Genomic DNA, 23318 nt, shown 5'->3' with positions numbered 1-23318 from the left:
GGGTGACCCCCGTTCGGCCCAACGTCCCCACCGGCCACCCCGCCCCCACGGGCCCCGGGCCGGCCGCGCGCCGCCATTGGAGTGAACCGGGAGAACCAAACTTCCGGGGGTCCTGTTGTCAGGGCGCTCCGCTAGTGGGCATCCACGACACCGAAGGACTGAACATGCTGAAGAAGGTTATGGCGACTGCGGCGGTCTCGCTCACCGTGGTCGGCGTGGGCGCGGCGCAGGCTATGGCCATCGGCGACCACCAGGGCACGACGTCCGTCAGCGGCAACAACTCGTCGCAGAACTACGGCAACGCCGAGACCTACGGCGACATGAGCCCGCAGATGTCCCTCGTCCAGGGGTCGCTGAACAAGCTCTGCGTCGGCCTGCCCGCCAAGGCCAACGTCGGCTCCCTCATCGGCATCGTGCCGATCGCCGTCCAGGACGTCCCGATCCTGTCGGCCCCGCAGAACCAGCAGTGCACCGAGAACTCGACCCAGGCCAAGGGCGACGAGCCGCTGTCGCACATCCTCAGCAACATCCCGGTGCTCTCGGGCAACGGCGTCGCCAACCGCTGACGGCACGTCCGCGGCACGAACAAGCGCCGTACGAACCCCGGCACCCGCCTGGTGCCGGGGTTCGCGTTTCCGCCGCACAGCCGAAGAAGAACCCCCGTGCCACAGGTCGTCGGGACCCGCCACCGCAGAATCGATTCCTCGAAAACAGTTGACCCAAATGCTTCATCATTTCGATGGGATTCACTCGCGGAAAATTCATCCGGCAGATGGGTGAACGGAGTGCTTGATGGGGCTGTCCGAGGTGCTTGAATAACGCCGCGGACCGCGCTTCGGAGTCCTCCGGGCGCACGCCTCCAGCCGGCGGCGCATTGCGTCGTGGGGCAGTCGTGCTTCCAGCTTGGCATGGCGCGCCCGGGTGCGAGTCGCGGTCCGCTGCATCGGAGCGGGGGCCCGCACATCGGCGATCCCTTCCGATAATCCTTCCGTCGACCATGTGGCCGCGTTTGCGGCTTTCGGGTGAACGGGCGGAACCAATCAGATCGGGGGCAGTTGATCAGTCTGCTCCACGATCGATCGTTCATAGCGAAAAGGAAGCATCACGTGATCAAGAAGATTCTGGCTACCGCTGCGGTCACCGCTTCGATGGTGGGCGCCGGCGCCACGATGGCCGCCCCGGCCATGGCCATCGGCAACGACACGGGCACCACGTCCTTCAGCGGCAACGGTGCCACGCAGAACTACGGCAACGCCGCCACGCACGGCGACATGAGCCCGCAGATGGCGCTCATCCAGGGTTCGCTGAACAAGCCCTGCATCGGCCTGCCCGCCAAGGTCAACGCCGGTTCGCTGATCGGCGTCGTGCCGATCGCCGTCCAGGACGTCCCGATCCTGTCGGCCCCGCAGAACCAGCAGTGCACCGAGAACTCGACCCAGGCCAAGGGCGACGAGCCGCTGTCGCACATCCTCAGCAACATCCCGATCCTCTCGGGCAACGGCGCCGGCAACAACTGAGCCGCAGCTCCGTGACCCGTGCCCCCGAGCGCACCGCGCTCGGGGGCACCCCCTTTTTCACGGGATGTCGCACAGCGCGCGCGACACGCCGCGGCATTCGCAAATACGAGTGACTTTTCCCGGCGTCGCGCTATGCGGGTTTCCCGACGGGAACCCAGACGTTGCTAGGTCTGCACCTCCGCCGAAAGGATCGATTGAATGAAGCACAAGAAGGCTGCCGCCGTCGTCGCCGGTGTCCTGCTGGCGCTGGGGTCCGCCGCTCCCGCCCTCGCCGACTCGACCGCGAACGGGGCTGCCGTCAACTCGCCCGGCGTACTCTCCGGCAATGTGGTCCAGGTCCCGATCCACGTGCCCATCAACGTCTGCGGCAACACCGTGAACATCCTCGCGCTGCTGAACCCGACCGCGGGCAACGTCTGCGCGAACGGCTGACGCCGGTTCTCATGAGAGCATGAGAACTGCCGACATCTCGTCGGTGGGCAAATGGGTCCCGAGGTGCCGCAACAGAGCACCTCGGGACCTGTTTTTCGCCAATTCCTCTCATACTGCGGAGTAGTCCGCCGGTGCCACTGGCACGCTCACGGGGACGTATTTACGCTTTCAGCTGTCCAGCCCTTCGCCGGCAGATGGAAAAGCACGGACATCGCCGTGCGAGGGTGTCATGCCCATGATCATCCGCCCGGACGACTGCTCACGTCCCCGGTGCGAAGGCGTGCGACGTGCGGACGCCGGGGCCGGTCCGGGAACGCCTGCGCCCGGGCCGGCGCCCTGACGGCGCGCTGAGCACGGCAGCCGCCCCGCCGCCCCTCCCCGGCGGTCGGGGCGGTGCCGTGGCGGCCCCGACCGCCGGGTGCAGCACATCGTGGTCAAAAACACGCCGCGATCGGGCGGGGCCGGCCGTAAGCTCACGCTCATGCAGGTGATCCAGTCGACGAAGCTCGCCAATGTCTGTTACGAGATCCGCGGTCCGGTGCTGGAGGAGGCGATGCGGCTGGAGGCGGCAGGCCACCGCATCCTCAAGCTGAACACCGGCAACCCGGCCGCATTCGGCTTCGAGTGCCCGCCGGAGATCCTGGAGGACATCCTCCGCAACCTGGGCGACGCACACGGCTACGGCGACGCGAAGGGCCTGCTGTCGGCGCGCCGCGCGGTGATGCAGCACTACCAGACCAAGGGCGTCCACCTGGACGTCGAGGACGTCTACCTGGGCAACGGCGTCTCCGAGCTGATCCAGATGTCGATGCAGGCGCTGCTCGACGACGGCGACGAGGTGCTGGTGCCCGCGCCCGACTATCCGCTGTGGACGGCGTCGGTGTCGCTGGCCGGGGGCACCGCGGTGCACTACCGCTGCGACGAGCAGTCCGACTGGATGCCCGACCTCGCCGACATCGAGCGGAAGATCACCGACCGCACCAAGGCGATCGTGATCATCAACCCGAACAACCCCACGGGTGCGGTGTACGACGAGGAGATGCTGCGCGGGCTCACCGAGATCGCCCGCCGCCACCGGCTGGTCGTCTGCTCCGACGAGATCTACGACAAGATCCTCTACGACGACGCCACCCACACCCCCACCGCCGCGATCGCCCCCGACCTGCTCGTCCTCACCTTCAACGGGCTGTCCAAGAACTACCGGGTGGCGGGGTACCGCTCCGGGTGGCTGGCGGTCTGCGGCCCCAAGGCACAGGCGTCCTCCTACATCGAGGGCCTGACGATCCTGGCCAACATGCGGCTGTGCGCCAACATGCCCTCGCAGCACGCGGTGGCCACCGCGCTCGGCGGGCGGCAGTCCATCGAGGACCTGGTGCTGCCCGGCGGGCGGATCCTGGAGCAGCGGGACGTGGCGTACGACCTGCTGACGCAGATCCCCGGGGTCACCTGCGTGAAGCCCAAGGGGGCGCTGTACCTCTTCCCGCGGCTGGACCCCACGGTCTACAAGATCAAGGACGACCGGCAGATGGTGCTCGACCTGCTGCGGGCCGAGAAGATCATGGTGGTGCACGGCACCGGGTTCAACTGGCCCGAGCCCGACCACTTCCGGCTCGTGACGCTGCCGGCGGTACAGGACCTGGCGGACGCGGTGACGCGGATCGGGAACTTCCTGGACGGGTACGGGCAGCACTGACGAATTTCCGACCGGAGCGAACTTTAGACTGAATCCAAGGTAAGATGGCCTCCTGACTATCACTGTGGTGACTGTGGGCAGGAGGCCATCACCCATGTACGAGCCGATCCGTACCAAGTCGGTCCACACGATGGCCGACACCGCGGGGTATCCGCACCGCTCGCGCGAGGAGGAGCTGGACATCCAGCTCGCCGGACACCTCTCCGCACTGTTGGCCGTCACGGACGAGCTGGGGCTGGCGGAGGCGGGCGACCGCATCGCGCGCGAGGTCGCGCGGCTGCGGGGAGCTGTGCCGGTGCGCCACGCGGCGCTGAGCAGTGCGGCCCGCACCGGAGCAGCCGCGCTGCACCGCAGGGCGCACGCGCTGGCCGGGCGGGCGCTGGTCGTCGCCGCGTCGCGGGCGGACACCGGTGTGGCGATCTTGGCTGCGGAGCGCGTCGACGCGCACGCGGTCATGGAGGCGGCGTAGGGGTGCGGGCTCAGGCCGACTGATCCCGCAGTCGTCCCCAGGGCCCACGCACGAACGACCCCCGCAGCCGTGAGGGCAGCTGCGGGGGCCGGGTCACGGGGCTGCGCGGGTCAGCCGAGGCGGGCCACCAGGGCGCGGTACTCGTCCCACAGCTCCTTGGGGGTGTGGTCGCCGAAGGTGTTCAGGTGCTCGGGGACCAGGGCCACCTCCTCGCGCCAGACCTCGGGGTCGACCGAGAGCAGGAAGTCCAGGTCCTCCGCCGACAGCTCCAGGCCATCGGTGTCCAGGGACTCCGGCGTCGGCAGGACGCCGATCGGCGTCTTGACGCCCTCGGCGCGGCCGTCGAGGCGCTGCACGATCCACTTCAGCACGCGGCTGTTCTCGCCGAAGCCGGGCCAGACGAACTTCCCCTGGTCGTTCTTGCGGAACCAGTTCACGTAGTAGATCTTCGGCAGCTTCGCCGGGTCCGCGCTCGCGCCGACCTTGATCCAGTGGGCCATGTAGTCGCCCATGTTGTAGCCGCAGAAGGGCAGCATCGCGAACGGGTCGCGGCGCAGCTCGCCCACCTTGCCCTCGGCGGCAGCGGTCTTCTCGGAGGCGACGTTCGCGCCCAGGAAGACGCCGTGCTGCCAGCTGAAGGACTCGGTGACCAGCGGGACCGCGGAGGCGCGCCGACCGCCGAAGAGGATCGCCGAGATCGGCACGCCCTTGGGGTCCTCCCACTCCGGGGCGACCGTCGGACACTGGGCCGCGGGGACGGTGAAGCGGGCGTTCGGGTGGGCGGCCGGGGTGGTGCTGTCCGGCGTCCAGTCGTCGCCCCGCCAGTCCGTCAGATGCGCCGGGGTCTCCTCCGTCATGCCCTCCCACCAGACGTCCCGGTCGTCGGTGAGCGCGACGTTGGTGAAGACGGCGTTGCCCCACAGGGTCTTCATGGCGTTGGCGTTGGTGTGCTCGCCGGTGCCGGGCGCGACGCCGAAGAAGCCGGCCTCGGGGTTGATCGCGTACAGCTGGCCGTCCTCGCCGAACCGCATCCAGGCGATGTCGTCGCCGATGGTCTCCACGGTCCAGCCGGGGATCGTGGGCTCCAGCATGGCGAGGTTGGTCTTGCCGCAGGCGGACGGGAAGGCCGCGGCGATGTACTTGGGCGACTCGGCCTCGCCGTGCGGCGGGGTGAGCTTGAGGATCAGCATGTGCTCGGCGAGCCAGCCCTCGTCGCGGGCCATGACGGAGGCGATGCGCAGCGCGTAGCACTTCTTGCCGAGCAGGGCGTTGCCGCCGTAGCCGGAGCCGTACGACCAGATCTCGCGGGTCTCCGGGAAGTGCGAGATGTACTTCGTGGAGTTGCACGGCCAGGGGACGTCGGCCTCGCCCTCGGCGAGCGGGGCGCCGAGGGTGTGGACGGCCTTGACGAAGAAGCCGTCGGAGCCGAGTTCGTCGAGGACGGGCCGGCCCATGCGGGTCATGGTGCGCATGGAGACCGCGACGTACGCGGAGTCGGTGATCTCGACGCCGATGGCGGAGAGCGGGGAGCCGAGCGGGCCCATGCAGAAGGGGACGACGTACATCGTCCGGCCGCGCATCGAGCCGCGGAAGACGCCCTGCTCGCCGGCGAAGACCTCCTTCATCTCCGCGGGTGCCTTCCAGTGGTTCGTGGGGCCGGCGTCCTCCTCCTTCTCGGAGCAGATGAAGGTGCGGTCCTCGACGCGGGCGACGTCGGTCGGGTCGGAGGCGGCGTAGTACGAGTTCGGCCGCTTGACCGGGTCCAGCTGGGTGAAGGTGCCCTTCGCGACGAGCTCCTCGCACAGCCGCTCGTACTCCGCCTCGGAACCGTCGCACCACACGACGCGGTCGGGCTGGGTGATCGCGGCGATCTCGTCGACCCAGGAGATCAGCTCCCGGTGGGTGGTGGGCAGGGTGCTGGGGGCGTCCCCGGGGCTGGGGGTAGAGCCGCCGGAGAGCACAGCGTCGCGAGCCACGATCGCTCCTAAATGAGGGTCTTGTTCCACTGACTGCCCCGTGGGGGCTGCGACCCGGATGCCACGCGAGCGCTCATCCGGTGCCGACCGCACTCATCTGATCATCCGTGGGCGGTGCGCATATGTCCAGGGGGCCACTCACGTGAGCATCACCACTCGGGGTGCGGCAGTGACACGTGCGCCGGGGGCGCATCCCGGCCACCGACCGACGGTGCCCGGGACACCCCGGCGTGGCTACCATCCAGGCATGACGTCGCCCGCCGCGCCCGCAGAACCCGCCGCGAATCCCGCCACCGCCGTCCCCTCCCTCCCGCCCCTCCCGGCCAAGCCGCGGCTGCGCGGCTGGCTGCACGCCGCGATGTTCCCCGCGGTCCTGGTCGCCGGGCTCGTCCTCACCGCGCTCGCCGGCTCGACCGAGGCACGGGTGGCCTGCGCCATCTACGTGCTGACCGCCTGCCTGCTCTTCGGAGTGAGCGCGCTCTACCACCGCGGCAACTGGAGCCCGCGCTGCGAGGCCGTACTGAGACGGCTGGACCACGCCAACATCTTCCTGATCATCGCGGGCACCTATACCCCGCTGACGATGCTCCTGCTCCCCGATTCCACCGCTCGGCCGCTGCTGTGGGCGGTGTGGGCCGCCGCCGCGGCCGGCATCGCCTTCCGGGTCTTCTGGGTCGGGGCGCCGCGCTGGCTCTACACGCCCTGCTACATCGCGATGGGCTGGGCCGCCGTCTTCTTCCTCCCCGACTTCATGCACGCGGGCGGGATCGCGGTGCTGGTGCTGGTGATCGTCGGCGGGGTCCTCTACAGCATGGGCGGGGTGGTGTACGGCTTCAAGCGGCCGAACCCCTCGCCGCGCTGGTTCGGCTTCCACGAGGTCTTCCACTCCTTCACGCTGGCGGCATTCGTCGTCCACTACGTCGGGATCTCCCTGGTCGCATACCAGAACTGACGCTCCCCCTCCCCTCCTCCAAGGCCGTGGCGCCCGGCGCGCCGCGGCCTTCGCGCGTCCGGAACCGGACGGCCCGCGTCACGCGTTCGATTGACAGATGAACTTGTTTGAGAGCTACTGTCATTTAACGCTGTCTATCGCTTCTGGGGGTGAGTGCCGTGACCCGTCGTTGGTGGGCCCTGGGTGCACTGGTGATGTGCATGCTGGTCATCGGCTTCGATCTGACGATCCTCAACGTCGCCCTGCCGACCATGGCCGCCGAGTTGGACGCGTCCACCGGCGAGCAGCAGTGGACGGCGGACGCGTACATCGTGGTGTTCGCCGCGCTGATGCTGCCGGCCGGACTGGTCGGCGACCGCTTCGGCCGCCGCCGGATGCTCCTCGCCGGCCTCGGCGTCTTCGCCGCCGGCTCGCTGCTCGGGGCCGTCGCCGACGACGTGCCCACCGTGATCGCGGCCCGGGCGGTGATGGGCGTCGGCGGCGCGCTGATCATGCCGCTCGCCCTGTCCGTGCTCCCGTCCCTGTTCCCCGAGCGGGCGGAGCGCACCAAGGCCGTGGGCGGGGTCTCCGCCGCCGCGGCGGCCGGCATGCCGCTCGGCCCGATCATCGGCGGCTGGCTCCTGGAGCACTTCTGGTGGGGCTCGATCTTCCTGCTGAACGTGCCGATGGTGGTCATCGGGATGGCCGCCTGCCTGCTGCTGCCGGAGTCCCGCGACCCGAGCGCGCCCCGGGTGGACGCGGTCACCGCGGCGCTCACCGTCGGCGGGCTCGGCACGCTGATCTTCGGCGTCATCGAGGCGCCCGTGCGGGGCTGGGCGGACCCGCTGGTCATCGGGGCGTTCGTGCTGGGCGTCGTCCTGCTGACCGCGCTGGTGCTCCGCGAGCGCCGGGCCGTCCGCCCGCTGCTGGACCTGACGCTGCTGGCGAACCGCGGTTTCCTGCTGCCCGCGCTCACCGCCACGCTGGTGACGCTGATCATGGCCGGAATGCTCTTCGTCCTCCCCCAGCACCTCCAGACCGTGCTCGGGTACGACACGCTGGGCACCGGCGTGCGGCTGCTGCCGATGATGGCCGGGCTGGTGCTCGCGGCCCGGGTCACCGGCCCGCTGGTGCGGCGGTTCGGGCCGCACGCGGTGATGTCCTGCGGGCTCGTGGTGCTCTCCTTCGCCGCCTTCCTCGGCAGCACCACCGGCGCCGACGACGGCTACGGCACGACCGCGGTCTGGCTCTCCGTCCTCTCGGTCGGCTTCGGCTTCGCGATCGTCCCCGCGATGGACGCGGCCGTCGGCGCGCTCGACGCGGAGCGCGCGGGTGCCGGCTCCGGGCTGCTGATGACGCTCCGCCAGGTCGGCGGCGCGGTGGGCGTCGCGGTCCTCGGCTCGCTGCTGGCGTCGGTGTACGCGAACCGGCTCGACACCTCCGCGCTGCCGACCCCGGCCGCGGACCGGGCCGAGGAGTCCGTGGTGGCGGCGCACCGGGTCGCGCAGGGGCTCGGCGACGGCTCCCTGGTCTCGGCGGCGAACGACGCCTTCGCACAGGGGATGTCGGCGGTCCTGATCGCCTGTGCCGTCCTCGCGCTGGTGGCGGGACTCGCGGTCGGGGGCCTGGGGCCCCGCGGCGGGCGCCCCGGGCCGGCCGGTGCACCGGACGTGGATCGCGAGGGCAGCGATGCCCGACAATGAGGGCATGGCAGCCACCGCACGTCCCCCCGCCGGCACCCCGAGCGACCTGGTCGCCCTGGCCGGAATGGACGAGCGCCTCGCCCGCACGCTGCCGCAGCTCGGGCTGCGGGAGCGGAAGAAGATCAAGACCCGGATCGCGATCCGCGCGGCGATGTACCGACTGCTGGCGCAGCAGGGGTACGAGTCGACGACGGTGGAGCAGATCGCGGAGGCGGCCGAGGTCTCCCCCTCCACCGTCTTCCGCTACTTCCCCACCAAGGAGGACATCCTCCTCACCGACGAGTTCGATCCGTACCTGGAAGAGCAGTTGCGGAGCCGGCCGGCCGGCGAGGACCCCCTGGTGTCGCTGGTGCACGTCGTCCGGGAGGGGTTGCAGCACGCCCAGCAGGAGACGTACGCCGAGATCGCCCTGCGGACCCGGCTGATCCTGGAGGTGCCGGCGCTGCGGGCCCGGATGACGGAGACCATGGCCGCGACGTCCCAGGTGCTCATCCGCGCCATCGCGGACCGCACCGGCCGCTCCCAGGGCGACCTCGAACTGCGGGTCTTCGCGGCGGCGGTGCTGGGCGCCCTGCGCGAGGCCCTGGTGGTCTGGGCGGAGCGGGGCCACGAGGACGATCTGATGGATCTGGTCGACGAGGCGCTCGGCGTGCTCAGGAACGGTCTGCACGACTGACGCCCCCCCGTCGAGGCGGCGCCGGAGGCGCCGGGGCCGGGGGTGCCGTACGCCCCCGACCCCTCGGCATCAGCCGCGGTCCCCCTTGCCGCAGGCGATGCCGTCCCTGTTGCGGTCCAGCCCGAAGGGGTCCTTGCGACCGTTGCGCACCAGCCGTGGGTACTGGCGCTCGGCCAGCCAGTCGCAGCGCGCCTCGGCCGTCGCCGGCACCGCCTTCGGGAAGGCGGCCGGCACGCACACCCCGACCGGGCCGTACGCCCGTTGACACCCGTCGACCGTGGGGCTGACCGGCGCCGACGAACGCTTCTTCAGCGGCTTCTTCGCGGGCTGCGCCAAGGCGTCGGCGAAGTCGTGGACGTGGGCGGACGCGGCCGGAGGGGACGGGGCGTGGCGCTCCGCCGCGCGGACCGGGGATCCGGTCGCGGGCCCGGTCGCGGGTCCGGCGGTGGGCCCGGACGCGGGTCCGGCGGTGGGCCCGGACGCGGGTCCGGTGGTGGGCCCGGACGCGGGTCCGGTGGCCGGACCGAGGTGGACCCACTTCGCCACCGACGGCACCCCGTTCGCGTCGACCGCGAACAGCATGTACCAACCGGGCGGCGCCAGATTCGGGTTGCTGGTGACGTTGAGGTCGACGGCGTTGCCGCCGTGCACCGTCAACGGCAGGTCGACGAACCGCTGGTTGGGGTCGGAGGAGTGGGTGACCGCCGCCGGGCGGATCAGCTCGGCCTTGGCGATCGGCCGGTCGACCGTGATCCGCTGGGTGTCGCCGTGGTTCCAGCGGTCGTCCGGCACCGCGGTGATCTGCGGCCGGGGTCCCTTGAAGAGGTACGGCGGGCTGTAGACGGACACCTCGTGGTTCCAGGTGTTGTTCCCCGGGTTGTCGCCCGTCGACATCACCCGCCCGTCCGGCAGCAGGAACGACGACGAGTGGTAGCCGCGCGGCACCGGGTCCTTCGCCATGTCCGGCCGGTACGTGTCGGTCACCGGGTCGAACATGGACGCCTCGTACACCGGGTCGGCCCGGTCGTGCAGCCCGCCCCCGGTCTCGAAGACCTGCCCGTCCGGCAGCAGTACGGCGGAGACGTACATCTTGCCCTCGCCGCCCCGCTGCGGGCGGCGGCCCTGCCCCTGGTCCACCTCGCCCTGCGGCAGCAGCGGCCCCGGCCGGTAGCGGGGGCTGGGCTCCTTGAGGTCGATGATGTCGGTGAGGCGGTTGGCGACCGGGTTGCGCTCGTTGTTGCCGCCGCCGACGGTCAGCACCCGCTGGTCCTGCGCGGGCGGCAACAGCACGCTCGCCGACTGGTCACGCTCGTCCTTGTTCTGGAGGCCGGGGACGTCGGTGATGGTGTTGCGGTCGTAGTCGTAGATCGACGCGCCGGTGCCCGGGGTGCCGTTGCCGAAGACGTGGCTGCCCGAGTAGAAGAGCCGGCCGTCCTGCATCAGGATCATCGACGGGTACAGCCCCCAGTACGACCAGGTCTGGTTGACCTGGCTGATGGGCAGCCAGCGGTTCTGCGCGGCGGAGAACCGCTCGGCCGTGACGTTGCCGGTGGAGTCCTCCTTGAGTCCGCCGAAGGAGAGCACGTCGCCGTTGCCGAGGACGGTCGCCGAGGGGTACCAGTGCCCGTCGTGCATGTCGTTGGTGCGGACGTACGCCTCGGTGTCCGGGTCGAAGACGTAACTGTCCTTCAGCCCCTGGTAGCCGAGGCGGCCGTCGGCCGTCGGATAGCCCTTGTTGCCGCTCATGATCAGGACCTTGCCGTCCTGGAGCTGCACGTGACCGGCGCAGAACAGGTCGGCGGGGGTCGGGACCTGCTTCCACGTGCCGTGCGCCGGGTCGTACACGGCGGAGGTGAAGGTGCCGGCCGCGAAGGCCGCGGGGTCGTTGCCGGAGCCGGCGATCACCAGCACCTTGCCGTTCTTCAACACCACCGAGTGCATGGAACGCACCGGGTTGCGGGTCGGCAGCACGTCCCAACGGCCCTTGGCGCACTCCTCGGCGGTGCCGGTGCAGCCCGGTTGCGGCACCGGGACGGTGACCTCCTCCATCGCGTGGTCGTCGGTGGTGACCGAGCCGAGCCCGTACACCGAAACGCCCCAGGCGATCCGGTCCGTACCGGGCGGCACGGCGGGGGTGCGGACCTCGGCCCGTGCGTAGCCGGGGCTGACCGGCAGGGTCATCAGGTCCGTCCAGTACTGCCAGCCCCCGGTGGCGTCGCGTCGGAAGAGGGTCACGGCGGCGTCGGGCGTGGTGCTCTTGTACCAGAGGGACAGGTCGTACTGACGGGTCGGCGTGACGCGCGGCGCGCAGAGCGTGTTCTCCGCGATCAGCGCCTTGCGGTCGCCGTTCACGCGGCGGGTGAGCGTGACCTTCATGGCGGCGGAGCCGGTGCGGGCGTCGGCGACGGTGTCGAAGGAGACGTCGTTGTCGCCCCACCCCGCCTTCTGCCAGCACTCGGGCATGCCGTCGCCGCCCGGGCCGCCCGGCGTCTCGAAGCCGGGGTTGCGCATCAGGTTCGGCCCGGCCGTGGCGGGGGTGGGCGAGGAGACGAGCAGGGCGGCGCTCACGGCCGCGGCGGCCAGCAGCGCGAGCGATTTTCGGCGGCGGGATGCGGCTGTCGGCATGGCGGGGTCCTCCGTGCTTCCGTGGCTTCTGCGCTTTCCGTGGCTTTCCGCGCTTCCTCGGCTCAGCGGGTGTCGGCGGTGGAGCCGGTGATGCGGCGGATCTCGATCCGGTCCTCGCCGGTGCCGAAGACGGCGACCGGGGCGGAGTTCGCCAGCGCCGCCTGCACGTTCGGCAGGGTCGGGGCGTCCCGACGGACCGTCAGCGTGGAGACGACGTAGTCCAGGTCGCGCCAGCCGCGCGGCATCGTCTTCGTCACCTTGGGGTCGAGGTCGGCCTTGTAGAACCAGATCGCGCCGACGCTGGGTTCGTAGCCGGCGTGGACGAGGTCGAGCCAGAGCGCGTCGTCGACCAGGACCCGGGTGGACGCCGGATCGCCCACCCGCTCCTCGAACCAGGCGGCGGCGGCCCGGTAGTGCTTGTTGGCGTCCTGGGTGAGGGCGTCGTGGTTGCCCTCGACCCAGCGGGGCGTCAGCAGGGCGGCGGCGGTGAGGGCGAGCGCGGCGACCGCGATCCGGCGCGTACGGGGAGGGCGTACGGCCTTGTCGTCGGGGCGCGCGGTGCGGCGCCGATGCAGGATCGCGTGCACCGCGCTCGCCGCCGCGCCCGCGAGGACCAGGGCGAGGAACGGCAGGGCCTGGATGACGTACATCGCGGGCAGATAGCCGTCGGGTCGGAACGCCACCAGGGTCAGCAGGGCCACGGCGAGCGCGGGCCCGGCGAGGGCGCGCGCGGTCACCGACCACCGCAGCGCCAGCAGCAGGAGCAGGGCCGCCGCCGCGCCGGCGAACGGGAGCACCGGGTCGTAGTACAGCCACGCCTCGAACGTCTTGTGCGAGCCGCTGCCCACGTCGAGGAGGAATCCGGAGCCGGGGCGGCTGAGTTGGTAGCGGATGCCGTCGATCAGCGACACGTGGTGCGGGCTGGCGAAGAACTCGTTGTTGAGCAGGGCGTACAGCGGATACATCAGACCGATCAGCGCACAGGACGTCACGGCGCCCGTGACCGCGAACTTGCGGGTGTCGCGGTGGCTGTGGCGCCAGAGCGTGAGCAGCAGGGCGGGCAGGACCAGCAGCATCGTCTCCTTGGAGAGCACGGAGACGGCGCCCGCGACGCCGGCGCCGAACTGGTGCCACAGGTGTCGGCGGGGGGACGCGGCCAGGCAGAAGGCCAGCAGCATCCACATGACGGCGATGTTGTCGAGGAAGATCTCCCGCTGGAAGTGGACGGAGAGCGGGGAGAGTCCGAAGAGCGCCGTGGCGAGGGCGGCGGCCCACCGGGGCAGGAAGAGCCGGCGGGCCAGGACGTAGACGAGGACCGCGCTCACCGCGCTGATCAGCAGCATCGCGAAGCGCATGGTGGCCACCGTCATCGCTTCGGGCACGAGGAGGGCGGGGAGGTAGGTGAGCCCGGCGAGCTGGATCCAGCCGAGGGGCGGATGGTCGTACCAGTACGTGTAGTGGGCCAGGCCCTCGCCCTGCTGGATCGCCCACGCCTGGGACAGGTACGTGCCCTCGTCGTCGCTGAGGGCGGGGAAGCCGGTGATGTTCCAGCCCTGGACGAGCACGATCACGGTCAGGAGACCGAGGCATATCAGCAGGTCGGGGCGGGAGGACCGGAAGCGTATGACGGGGCGGGGCTCGGTGCGGCCGGTGCTGGTGTCCCTGGTGCGCTGCGTCGGCACGGTCTTCGGTTCCGTGGTGACGGCGGCCGGCTGGGCGCTCCTGCCCGGGGTGGTGGCGTCGGGCGTCGTGGCCTCGGGCGTGGTGTCTTCTGGCGTGGTGTCTTCGGGCGTGGGCAGGGTCGTCGTCACCGGTGGGCGTCCTCTCCGAGCGCGGCGGTGGCGGCGCGGAGTTCGGCTCCGGCCGGGACGCGGGTGTCGGTGAGGTGGGCGCCGACATGGCTCGTCAGCTCCCACTCGTTGCGTCCGCGCTGCTCGCGCCAGACCGCGCGCAGCGCCGCGCCCGCGAGGAGGACCTGGTAGAAGGGGCCGCCGGCGATGAGCTTGAGGTAGTGCACGAAGCGGACGCGCAGCCCGTACTGCTTGCCGAAGTCGTGCAGTCCGACGACCTCGAAGATGAAGGTGACCACGGCCGCGATCGCCGGCAGGAAGGTCACCATCGCGACGCCCACGGACACGTCGAAGAAGATCGCGACGGCGGTGTTCAGGGGGATGACCACCCCGGAGAACGCCTGGAGGAAGGGGGTCATCAGGGTGTAGCGGGCGAGCAACCGCTGTCCCCGGCCTGGCAGTTGCCGCCAGTCCTTCTTCCGGTACACCTGGAGGAAGCCCTGGTTCCAGCGGGTGCGCTGCTTGAGCAGGCTCAGCAGGGTGTCGGGGGTCTCCTCCCGGGTGACCATGTCGCTGTCGTACGCGACGACGACCTTCTTGCCGACGGAGGAGAGCCGCACGCCCAGGTCGCAGTCCTCGGCGAGGCACTCGGGGTCCCAGCCGCCCGCGTCCCGCAGCACCCGGGTGCGGACGAAGACGGTGTTGCCGCCGAGCGGGATGAAGCCCTTCTCGGCGTGCAGGTGGAGCCGGCTGCGGAACCAGAAGAAGTACTCCAGGCAGTTGCGCAGGCTGTACCAGGAGGAGTGGAAGTTGATGAGCTGCACGCCGCCCTGGACGACGTCGGCGCCGGTGGTGGTGAAGGCGTGGTCGACGTGGGCCAGCAGTTCGGGGTGGACCTGGTCCTCGGCGTCGAAGACCCCGACGACGTCGCCGCGACAGTGCGGCAGCGCGGTGTTGAGCGCCTTGGGCTTGTTCTTCTTCTCGTGGGTGTCGGTGATGACGCGGACCCGCAGCGGGTGGCGCCGGGCGGCCCGTTCGGCGACGGCGGTGGTCTCCGGATCGTCGTGGCCGACGATGACGATGATCTCGTAGTTGCCGTGGCTGGACTCCAGCAGCCGCTCGATGGTGTGCTCCAGCACCGCCTGTTCGTGGCGGGCGGGGAGCAGCAGCGAGAAGGAGAGTCCGACGTCGCCGTCGGGCTGGTCGAAGCTGGTGGCGGCCAGGGTCTCGGGCGTGCGCCAGGCGTGCATCTGCCACCAGAGCGTGAAGACCGCCATGAAGAACAGGGCCATGGAAATGGCCACGACGAACACCGATAACAGCACGAAGTCCCCCCTTGAACCCCCGCGCGCGGCGTCAGGACCCCCCTGCCGGCGTACGCGCCCGGCGCAGTCGGGTGGTCGACACACTCCCCTGTGTGCACTCCCGGCTACCCCATGTCGATGATGGGGGGACTTTATCGCCGATGTGTGAAAATCCGGTGTTCATCTGATAATCGTTGACGCGATGTCGAACTTTGGCGCGTTTCCAGCCATCGATGGATCATCGACGATCGAACGGGACCGGCGAAGGGGGCTCCGGCGCCCGGTCACTGCGCCGCGGCGGGCCCCAACTGTGCGGCCAGCTCGGCGGGATCGCCGGTGGGCGTACGACAGGTGAAGGCCCGGCAGACGTACGCGGCGGCCCGCCCGTCCACCAGGGGCCGCCCCCGCAGCAGCGGGAACTCCTCGCCGTCCGGCTCGCCCGCGGCCACGACCGCGCCCGGCGCGGTACCGAGCAGCGCGGTGCGGTGCAGTTCCACCGCGGCCGGGTCGCCCGCCAGCCCGACGACGGCGACCTCCCGCGGCCCGTCCAACAGCGCCTCCGCCACCGCGAGCCCCCACCCGATGAACCGCGGCACCCGCGGACCGAGCGCCTTCACCACCCCGAGCGCCTGCTCGGCGGCGGTGCGATGGGCCTCGGAGCCGGTGTGCGCGGCGTACGACAATAGGGCGCCCGCGGCAGCGCTCCAGCCGGAGGGGGTCGCGTTGTCCGTCGGGTCCTGGGGCCGCCGGATCAGCTGCTCGGCGTCGTGCGCGGTGTCGAAGAGGGTGCCGTTCTCCCCGGTGAACTGGTCGATCACCAGGTCCAGCAGGACCCCGGCGAAGTCCAGCCACACGCCTTCGCCCGTGACGCCGGCGAGGGCGACGAAGCCCTCGGCCACGTCCGCGTAGTCCTCCAGGACACCGGCGTTCGCACCGGGAACGCCGTCCTTGGAGGTGCGGACGAGCCGGACATGGCTGTCCATGTGCACCCGCACCAGCAGATCGGCGGCCTCGGTGGCCCGCTCGATGAGATCGGGCCGGTCGAAGTACGCACCGGTCTCGGCGAGCGCGGCGATCGCCAGGCCGTTCCACGCGGCGACGACCTTGTCGTCCCGACCCGGCCGGGGCCGCTGCTCACGCGCCGCGAACAGCCGCGCCCTGATGTCCTCGACGGCTTCGGCGTCGGCGCTCTCGACGTCCGTGACGTCCTCCCGACGCGGCAGTTGGAGGACGGACGCGCCCTCCTCGAAGGTTCCCGCCTCCGTCACCCCGTAGACCTCCGCGGCGAGACGCGCGTCCTGCTCGCCGAGGACCTCGCGCAACTGCTCGGGCGTCCACACGTAGAACGCGCCCTCGGCCGCGTTCCCCTCCGCGTCGTGGCTGTCCGCGTCCAGCGCGGAGGCGAAGCCCCCCTCGGCGGTGCGCAGCTCGCGCACCATGAAGTCCGCGGTGTCCAGGGCGACCCGCCGGGCCAGCTCGGACCCGGTGGCGCGCCACAGGTGCGCGTACACCCGGCACAGCAGCGCGTTGTCGTACAGCATCTTCTCGAAGTGCGGCACGACCCACTCGCGGTCGACGGCGTAGCGGGCGAACCCCCCGCCGAGCTGGTCGTGGATGCCGCCGCGGGCCATCGCCTCGCAGGTGTCGACGGCCATCTGCAACGCGCCCTCGGCGCCGGTGCGGGCGTGGTGGCGCAGCAGGAACTCCACCACCATCGCCGTCGGGAACTTCGGCGCGCCCCCGAACCCCCCGTGCCGCTCGTCGTACTCCCTGGCGAGCCCGAGCAGCGCCTGCGCCAACTCGTCCTCCCCCGGCACGCCCTCCCCACCGTGCGCCAGCGACCGCCCCGCCAGATCCCGCGTGACCTTCCCGGCGACCTCCGCGACCTCCTCGCGCCGCTCCGCCCACGCCGTCGCGACCCCCTCCAGCACCTGCCGGAAGGAGGGCATCCCGTGCCGCGGCTCGGGCGGGAAGTACGTCCCGAAGTAGAAGGGCTCCCCCTCCGCCGTCAAGAAGACGGTCATGGGCCAGCCCCCCTGCCCGGTGGCCGCCTGCACCGCCTCCATGTACACCGCATCGACATCCGGCCGCTCTTCGCGGTCGACCTTCACCGCGACGAAGTGCTCGTTCAGATACGCGGCGGTCACCTCGTCCTCGAAGGACTCGTGCGCCATGACGTGGCACCAGTTGATTTGTCGTCAGAAGCGGTAACCAATGGCAGGATGCGTACCCTACCGAGAGGAGGATGGGTACGTCCCGCCTTGCTGCTTCTGACATCGCCTCCTCTCCCCACTCCCACCAGTCCACAGGATTGGTGGCGTGCTGCTGGAGATACGGCGACTGGGCGTGCACCAGTCGATTCACCATGCCCGCAGTATCCCAGACCCTCCACCCACCGCGCGGACCGATCAGCCAACACGCCGAGTATCTGCCCCTCGCGACCTGCGCCAACGCTTCGCAGCAGCACAGCTTCAGAGCATCGATTGGCGCTCCGCCACTGCAGCATCGCTCCCCAAGCCAAGCAGCGACCGGCCGTAGCCGTCAGTGTCAGGCAGCCCGCTCTGCAAGTCAGCCAGGGCTGGTAAATCAGCCCAAACGGTCACACGGTGACCGCTTCGAGGCTACTGTCTTGGCCCAAGTGCGCGCCCTGACAGGAGCGATCGTGAGCGCAGGTCAGCCAGAGTCTTCCGAACAGCCGCAGTCCGTACCGAAGGTGAGCCCGCCCAGGGTCACGAGGACGGACGTCAAGAACTTCCGTCTTCTGCGGGACGTCAGCATCGCCTTCGACAAGGACGTCACCGTCTGTGTGGGCCGGAACAACACCGGAAAGACGTCACTGGCGGAGGTACTGAGCAGGTTCCTCCGCCCTGGCGACATCAGGCTCCGTGTAGAGGACTTCTCTACAGAGGCGTACTCAGAGTTCTCCCAGGCATACAAGACGTTCACCACTGGAGACGAGGAAGCCGCGCGAAAGCTGCTCCCAGAGATCTCGCTGACCGTCTTCATCAGCTACGACAAGGAGACCACTGAGTACGGCCCCCTCGGCTCGCTCATCGTCGACCTCGATCCGGACTGCACCGAAGTGGTTGTGACTGTCCGCTACGCACTGAGGCCCGGCGCAATGAAAGATTTCTTTCGGGACGGGCCAAACGACTTGGCAGAGGGTTGGGGTGATTCGCTCCTCCTCTCCCTGGTAGGCCCTCGAATCCCTCACCTCTTCGAGCGATCCGCCATGGCCGTGGACCCAGCCGATCCGACGAACTTCCGCCAGGTTTCGATGAGCGAGGTCGCCAGAGCAATCAAGGTCGATTTCGTGAAAGCGCAGCGCGGCCTCGACGACGAAACGGAGCGACCCAAGGAGCCGATCGGCAAGGTCTTTGAATCGCTTTTCGTCGGAGCATCGAAGGCAGATGAAAACTCTCCCCTCAGGGACTTCGCCGATGATGCGGAAGCCGCTTTGGGAGAGATCTTTTCCAACCTGGATGGAAAAATCCAGGACATGTACGACAAGATGGCACCCACCGTCTCCGACTTCGGATATCCCGGCCTGGGGAACCGAAATTTCTCCACTCGGACCACCCTCGACGCAAAACGTCTTCTGGCGAACTTCACGAGCATCAGGTACCCAGGATCGGCAGGAATCGAACTACCCGAGTCGTACAGCGGCCTGGGGTCTCGAAATCTCCTCCTAATCCTACTTACGCTCTTCAGTTACTATCGGGATTACGCGGCCCACCGCAACCAGTCCTGTATCCACTTGATCTTCATCGAGGAACCCGAAGCGCACCTGCACCCCCAGATGCAGGAGATCTTCATTAACCAGCTCGGGGTATTCAAGAAGAACTTCCCCGCCACGGATCAGAAGTCGAATTCCTGGAACGCGCAATTCCTCGTAACTACTCACTCCGCTCATATCGCCAACAGGGTGGGGTTTTCCGCAGTTCGATACTTCCGACTGGATGAGCACAGCGAGCCGGATGGCGCCACTAGCTCACAGGTTCTGAACCTTGCCGATGCCCCGGGAGTGAGCAAGGAGTTCCTGCACAAGTACCTGACCTTGACGAGAGCCGACCTCTTCTTCGCCGACAAGGCCATCCTGATCGAGGGAACGAGCGAACGCCTCTTCATTCCCGCCGCAATCGCGAGGCTCGACCAAGCCAGCGGGGTAGGGGGAGGGAGCCTGGGGAGCCAGTACGTCACCGTCATGGAGGTCGGCGGCGCCTACGCTCACCTCTTCTATCCGTTCCTGGACTTCTTGGGGCTTCCGACGCTCGTCATCACCGACCTCGACGCAGTAAAGCCCGACTCCTCCAAGAAGCTCAAAAGCTGCTGCGCGACCGAAGGAACCACAACCTCAAACGAGGGGATCAAAAAGTGGTTCAACAACGAAAAAATCACCCTCACCGAACTGGAAAAGTTCGCCGCTCAAGAGATGCCCGTGATCGAGCGACGCGGGCTCGCCTACCAGGTGCCGGAAATTCCCGGCGGCGCGTGCGGGCGAACATTCGAGGATGCGTTCATCCTGGCCAACCCCGGAATCTTCAACCTGGAAGATTTCGCAACCATGAGCGTTGCGGAGCAGGAGCAGGAGGCTAGAGACCTGGCCAAGGGGCAGAAGAAAAGCAACTTCGCCCTCCGCTTCGCCGTCATGGAGGAGAATTGGAATATCCCACGCTACATCAGACGCGGTCTCGAATGGCTGCTTCGCCAGAAACCGACACTGACCGAGGCGAACGTGCCGGAGCCCAACGCCGAACACAGTGAAACACCGCCGGAAAGCCAGGTGGCAGTGCGATGAAGACCTCCACCTTCCTAGAAGGTGCCACGGCGGACCACGAAAGCCAGCATGCGCTGCGGCAGATTCTCGCTTCCCTGGACAGTCGCCGCAATTTCAAGTTGGAGGCCGGCGCTGGTGCAGGCAAGACCCACTCGCTGATCGACACGCTTCGGCACATCCTAGAAAACCGTTCGGAATACTTGCCACAAGATGGCCAACAAGTAGCATGCGTCACCTATACCAACGTCGCCCGCGATGAGATCATAAGCCGCACCGACGCCAGTTCCCATGTTTTTGCTGGAACGATCCACGGCTTTCTGTGGGAGATTATTTCCGGATTTCAAAAAACACTTGCTCAAGAGATCAGCACGCTTCCTAGTTGGGATCGATTGTTGGCCGAAGAAGGCCCCATAGACGGCTTCTCGATCAGCTATGATCTGGGCTTTCGCCGCATTAGGGACGGCGTCGTCCGGCTCCATCACGACGATGTCCCAGCTCTCGCCATCAGGCTCTTTGAGCGGAAGAAATTCCGGTCGCTTGTTGCCGATAGGTTTCCAATCATCTTCATCGACGAATATCAGGACACTCCCGCCGGTTTGGCGGAAGCCATGATCGGCGATACTGCGACCCAGCCCACTGGGTCAACTTACGGATTCTTCGGGGACCACTGGCAGCAGATCTACGATCGAACCTGCGGAACGATAGACCACCTTCCGGTGACTGCGATCGACAAACGAGCGAACTGGCGCTCCAGCCCGACCGTCGTGAGCCTGCTTAACCACATGCGGCCCGAACTTCCCCAAGCTCCAGTCCCTGATCGCAAGACCGGCTCTGTCGTGGTCTATCACACGAATTCCTGGACCGGCCCTAGAGAGTCGCGTTCGAAGAAGGGGCAGATCCCTGACATAACTTTGAAGGAAACTCTTCGCCTCGTCACAGAGGACGCCCGGCTGCGAAATCTGACCCCCCAGAACGAACCACTGAAGACCCTTATGCTCACCCATTCGTCAATCGCTGGCGAGCTAGGCTTCGGCAATATAAATGATGTCTTCCGATATAATGACGACTACGTCCGCAAACAGGACGAGGTAGTGGCTTTCCTGCTGGAAACCCTGGAGCCGGCCTGCGAGTATTTTCGCAATAAACGGTACGGCCCGGTATTCGACGCTCTTAAGCGCTCTCGCCCTCGCATGAAAGATCGCCGCGATAAAACCGGCTGGGCAGAACTTTTCCATCGCCTCGACGAGGCCCGTAACAGCGGCACGGTCGGAGATGTCCTGGATATCGTGCTGCAGCAGAGCTACTTCTCCCCTCCCCGGGCAGTTCACGACCGTCAACGGAAGTGGGCGGAAGCGCTGAGCGTTCTGGAGCCCGGACAGGTGCCGTCAGAGCCGAGGCGGATCGTCGAGTACGGAAAACTCCGAGAAGTCCAGTATCGCCAGATCATAGCTCTCCGCGAATACGTGGACGAAAAGACACCGTTCTCCACCCAGCATGGCGTCAAGGGCGAGGAATACCCATCCGTACTGGCTGTGTTCGGTGGCTGGTCCCTGTACAACTTTCCGAAGATGCTGGCTGACTTCTCTCGCCGTCAATTGCTCAACGATGAGGATCGCAAGAGGTTCGAGCGGTCGCGAAATCTCTTCTACGTTGCGTGCTCGCGCGCTCAAGAGAACCTAGCCCTGCTCTTCACCACGGAGCTCCCTAAGGAAGCTCTGAAGACCATGGAGGAGTGGGTCGGTCCACTCAACATCGTTGCGGTCGCCTACTCCGCTGACGGCTCTCCTCGGATCAGCCGCCCAGGCGAAGCCAGTTCAGGATCCACTCGATGAGGGCCTTCTTCCCGAAACGGGAAGAAGGCCGACCGGTGGAGTGGCAGACACCACAGCCTCGGACTGCGCGCCCGGGGCCAAGCCCGGCCGCCTCGCCCTCAGTACTTCCGAGAATGGGCTCAAAGTAGAGTTCTGCCCTACCGAGCATAGGCTCTCATTCCATCCCTCGACGATCGGCGAGGGATGGATTTTCGGATTAAGGGTTCAGCCAGTCCCGGTCGGGCCGTGCCAGGAGGCGAGCGTTCTTGAGGGCCGCCGCAAGCGCAAGAACGGTCTCGCCGTGATATTCGTCGCCCACTCGCCGGACCACCAGCGCCAGCTGCGCTTCTGCGGTGCCACGCAATGCGAGCGGTAGAAGCAGTTGGACCTCACCTCTGTGGAACTGCGGAACCGCTGCCTTGTAGTTGCGGGCAACTCGCTCGACAGCACGGTCAATCGCTGATCGAGTGAGCATTAGGGCCATTGCTTGATCGCGTAGATCCGAGGGGTATCGCGAGATGTTGTCCTTGACGAAATGGTCCCAATCCAGAATCAGCGGAAGGCGCGGATCGTAAAAGAGGACCGACGGATCTGACCAATAGGTGGCCCTGGCGGGGCGTGGTGAAAACAGTCCGGCAAGTCGCCCGTCGGACTCCTTCATCCACCCTTGGTGGCGCCACGGGTACCCGTCCTCGTCCGACTTCTCTGCGAGGATCCCGTAGATCTCCTCCTGATTTTGGGTCACCAGGCCGGTATTGAAACCCGCTCGCTTGCCGTCCGTTGTCTCCCCATACGCTATCTTTCCCTGATCCAGCAGGCGCGCGAAGGTGTGCTGGATGTAACTGCGAAGGATCGGTAGATCCGCTGGTGAGGTGCCACTGCCTTCGGTGTCGTCGAGCAGCTCGTCATCTTCGTCCGGGCTGTTCATAATCCATGCTTCACCCTCTGCCAGGTTCGCAAGGTCTTGCCATGATGCCGCAGGCATGCGGACGAATCGCTGCAGAGGCTCTCTCGGGTCCAGGCGTTTGACGCGCTTCGCCACTGGGCCCTTGGCGCCGGGCTCGATCTCGAATTCCACCTTCTCTCCGGTTGAGAGCGTGGCGCGAGTTGAGCTGGGGCGAAGGATCTCGGTGTGGTGAACGAAGGATGAATTTCCCGTATCGGCGTCGACGATGTAGCCGAACCCCTTCAAATGGTCAAACTCCTGGACGGTTCCATACTGCCGATCGGCTGGAAATTCCAGGTTTGCCACGCGGGTCTTTCCAGTAGTTGGATCGGGTTCCGTTGATACCAGTACCTTCTCCCCTTCCACTAGACATCGGTATCCTCGACCGGGGAGGGTTGAAATATGCACAAATGCTGTCTCATTGGAAGAGTTGAGTCTCACCATCCCAAAGCCGCGGATGGAATTCCACCATTCAACGACCGCGCCCGTCGAACCGGCCTGGTCGTTCGATGCGGGGGCCACAGGGTGGGGAGTGATCCGCGGTGATTGGGCTGTGCTCGCATCGGCCGATCGGTGGGGCATGTTGGCGGGCGTCGGGCGGCCCGATTCGTGCGGCATTGGGGTTACCTCCTCAGGTTTGGGGGTCTCACATCGAGGCATCGAGCAAT

At 67.9% G+C, this 23318-nt stretch carries 15 protein-coding genes and 1 pseudogene; 10 read left to right on the top strand and 6 right to left on the bottom strand.

Translation table 11 applies throughout. The features are described 5' to 3' along the window. The first annotated feature begins 164 nt into the window (after positions 1-164). The 5 genes from AB0E05_RS09965 (at position 165) to AB0E05_RS09945 (ending at position 4111) form a co-directional block, all read left to right on the top strand. Positions 165-566, top strand: a complete 402-nt coding sequence (locus AB0E05_RS09965; protein WP_361961237.1) for a rodlin — start codon at positions 165-167, stop codon at positions 564-566. 540 nt (positions 567-1106) lie between these two features. Continuing rightward, positions 1107-1517 carry a rodlin gene (locus AB0E05_RS09960; RefSeq protein WP_361961235.1) on the top strand — a complete coding sequence of 137 codons (411 nt, stop codon included), beginning with the start codon at positions 1107-1109 and terminating at the stop codon, positions 1515-1517. 198 nt (positions 1518-1715) lie between these two features. Beyond that, on the top strand, positions 1716-1949 hold the full coding sequence (locus tag AB0E05_RS09955; protein WP_361961233.1) for a chaplin: 234 nt from the start codon (positions 1716-1718) through the stop codon (positions 1947-1949). Positions 1950-2430: 481 nt separating this feature from the next. Then, positions 2431-3642 (top strand): pyridoxal phosphate-dependent aminotransferase, encoded by a 1212-nt coding sequence (locus AB0E05_RS09950; RefSeq protein ID WP_361961231.1) that lies wholly within the window; start codon positions 2431-2433, stop codon positions 3640-3642. Positions 3643-3736: 94 nt separating this feature from the next. Beyond that, on the top strand, positions 3737-4111 hold the full coding sequence (locus AB0E05_RS09945) for a hypothetical protein (protein ID WP_361961229.1): 375 nt from the start codon (positions 3737-3739) through the stop codon (positions 4109-4111). A gap of 110 nt (positions 4112-4221) precedes the next feature. On the opposite strand, the gene AB0E05_RS09940 is transcribed toward AB0E05_RS09945, so the two are convergent. Beyond that, entirely contained in the window at positions 4222-6072 is a 1851-nt protein-coding gene (locus AB0E05_RS09940) for a phosphoenolpyruvate carboxykinase (GTP) (protein ID WP_361961528.1), read from the bottom strand. A gap of 262 nt (positions 6073-6334) precedes the next feature. Here AB0E05_RS09940 and AB0E05_RS09935 point away from each other — a divergent pair, with 262 nt between their 5' ends. The 3 genes from AB0E05_RS09935 (at position 6335) to AB0E05_RS09925 (ending at position 9397) form a co-directional block, all read left to right on the top strand. Then, complete coding sequence (locus AB0E05_RS09935) at positions 6335-7039, top strand: hemolysin III family protein (RefSeq protein WP_361961227.1); 705 nt, start codon at positions 6335-6337, stop codon at positions 7037-7039. Positions 7040-7197: 158 nt separating this feature from the next. Then, the gene (locus tag AB0E05_RS09930; protein WP_361961225.1) at positions 7198-8721 is read left to right on the top strand and encodes an MFS transporter; all 1524 of its coding nucleotides are present in this window, start codon (positions 7198-7200) and stop codon (positions 8719-8721) included. 4 nt (positions 8722-8725) lie between these two features. Next, the gene (locus tag AB0E05_RS09925) at positions 8726-9397 is read left to right on the top strand and encodes a TetR family transcriptional regulator (protein WP_361961223.1); all 672 of its coding nucleotides are present in this window, start codon (positions 8726-8728) and stop codon (positions 9395-9397) included. Between the two features lie 69 nt (positions 9398-9466). On the opposite strand, the gene AB0E05_RS09920 is transcribed toward AB0E05_RS09925, so the two are convergent. The 4 genes and pseudogenes from AB0E05_RS09920 to AB0E05_RS09905 form a co-directional block, all read right to left on the bottom strand. After that, entirely contained in the window at positions 9467-12022 is a 2556-nt protein-coding gene (locus AB0E05_RS09920; protein ID WP_361961221.1) for a galactose oxidase-like domain-containing protein, read from the bottom strand. A 62-nt stretch (positions 12023-12084) separates the two neighbouring features. After that, a complete protein-coding gene (locus AB0E05_RS09915) occupies positions 12085-13833 on the bottom strand; it encodes a glycosyltransferase family 39 protein (protein ID WP_361961219.1) in 1749 nt (582 codons plus the stop codon). Continuing rightward, positions 13830-15137 carry a glycosyltransferase family 2 protein gene (locus AB0E05_RS09910; RefSeq protein WP_361961217.1) on the bottom strand — a complete coding sequence of 436 codons (1308 nt, stop codon included), beginning with the start codon at positions 15135-15137 and terminating at the stop codon, positions 13830-13832. The genes AB0E05_RS09915 and AB0E05_RS09910 overlap by 4 nt, the downstream gene beginning before the upstream one ends. A gap of 263 nt (positions 15138-15400) precedes the next feature. Then, a pseudogene (locus AB0E05_RS09905) lies at positions 15401-17483 on the bottom strand (thioredoxin domain-containing protein). Positions 17484-17778: 295 nt separating this feature from the next. Here AB0E05_RS09905 and AB0E05_RS09900 point away from each other — a divergent pair. Then, positions 17779-19914 carry an ATP-dependent endonuclease gene (locus tag AB0E05_RS09900; RefSeq protein ID WP_361961215.1) on the top strand — a complete coding sequence of 712 codons (2136 nt, stop codon included), beginning with the start codon at positions 17779-17781 and terminating at the stop codon, positions 19912-19914. Beyond that, a complete protein-coding gene (locus AB0E05_RS09895; protein WP_361961213.1) occupies positions 19911-21725 on the top strand; it encodes a UvrD-helicase domain-containing protein in 1815 nt (604 codons plus the stop codon). The genes AB0E05_RS09900 and AB0E05_RS09895 overlap by 4 nt, the downstream gene beginning before the upstream one ends. A gap of 196 nt (positions 21726-21921) precedes the next feature. Here the strand turns inward: AB0E05_RS09895 and AB0E05_RS09890 are convergent, their stop codons facing one another. Further along, positions 21922-23268, bottom strand: a complete 1347-nt coding sequence (locus AB0E05_RS09890; RefSeq protein ID WP_361961211.1) for a DUF3825 domain-containing protein — start codon at positions 23266-23268, stop codon at positions 21922-21924. Between the last annotated feature and the right edge of the window lie 50 nt (positions 23269-23318).

Origin of the sequence: Streptomyces sp. NPDC048057 (assembly GCF_040653095.1) — a bacterium.
Lineage (GTDB): Bacteria > Actinomycetota > Actinomycetes > Streptomycetales > Streptomycetaceae > Streptomyces.
This window is presented reverse-complemented; position numbering and strand designations above follow the sequence as displayed.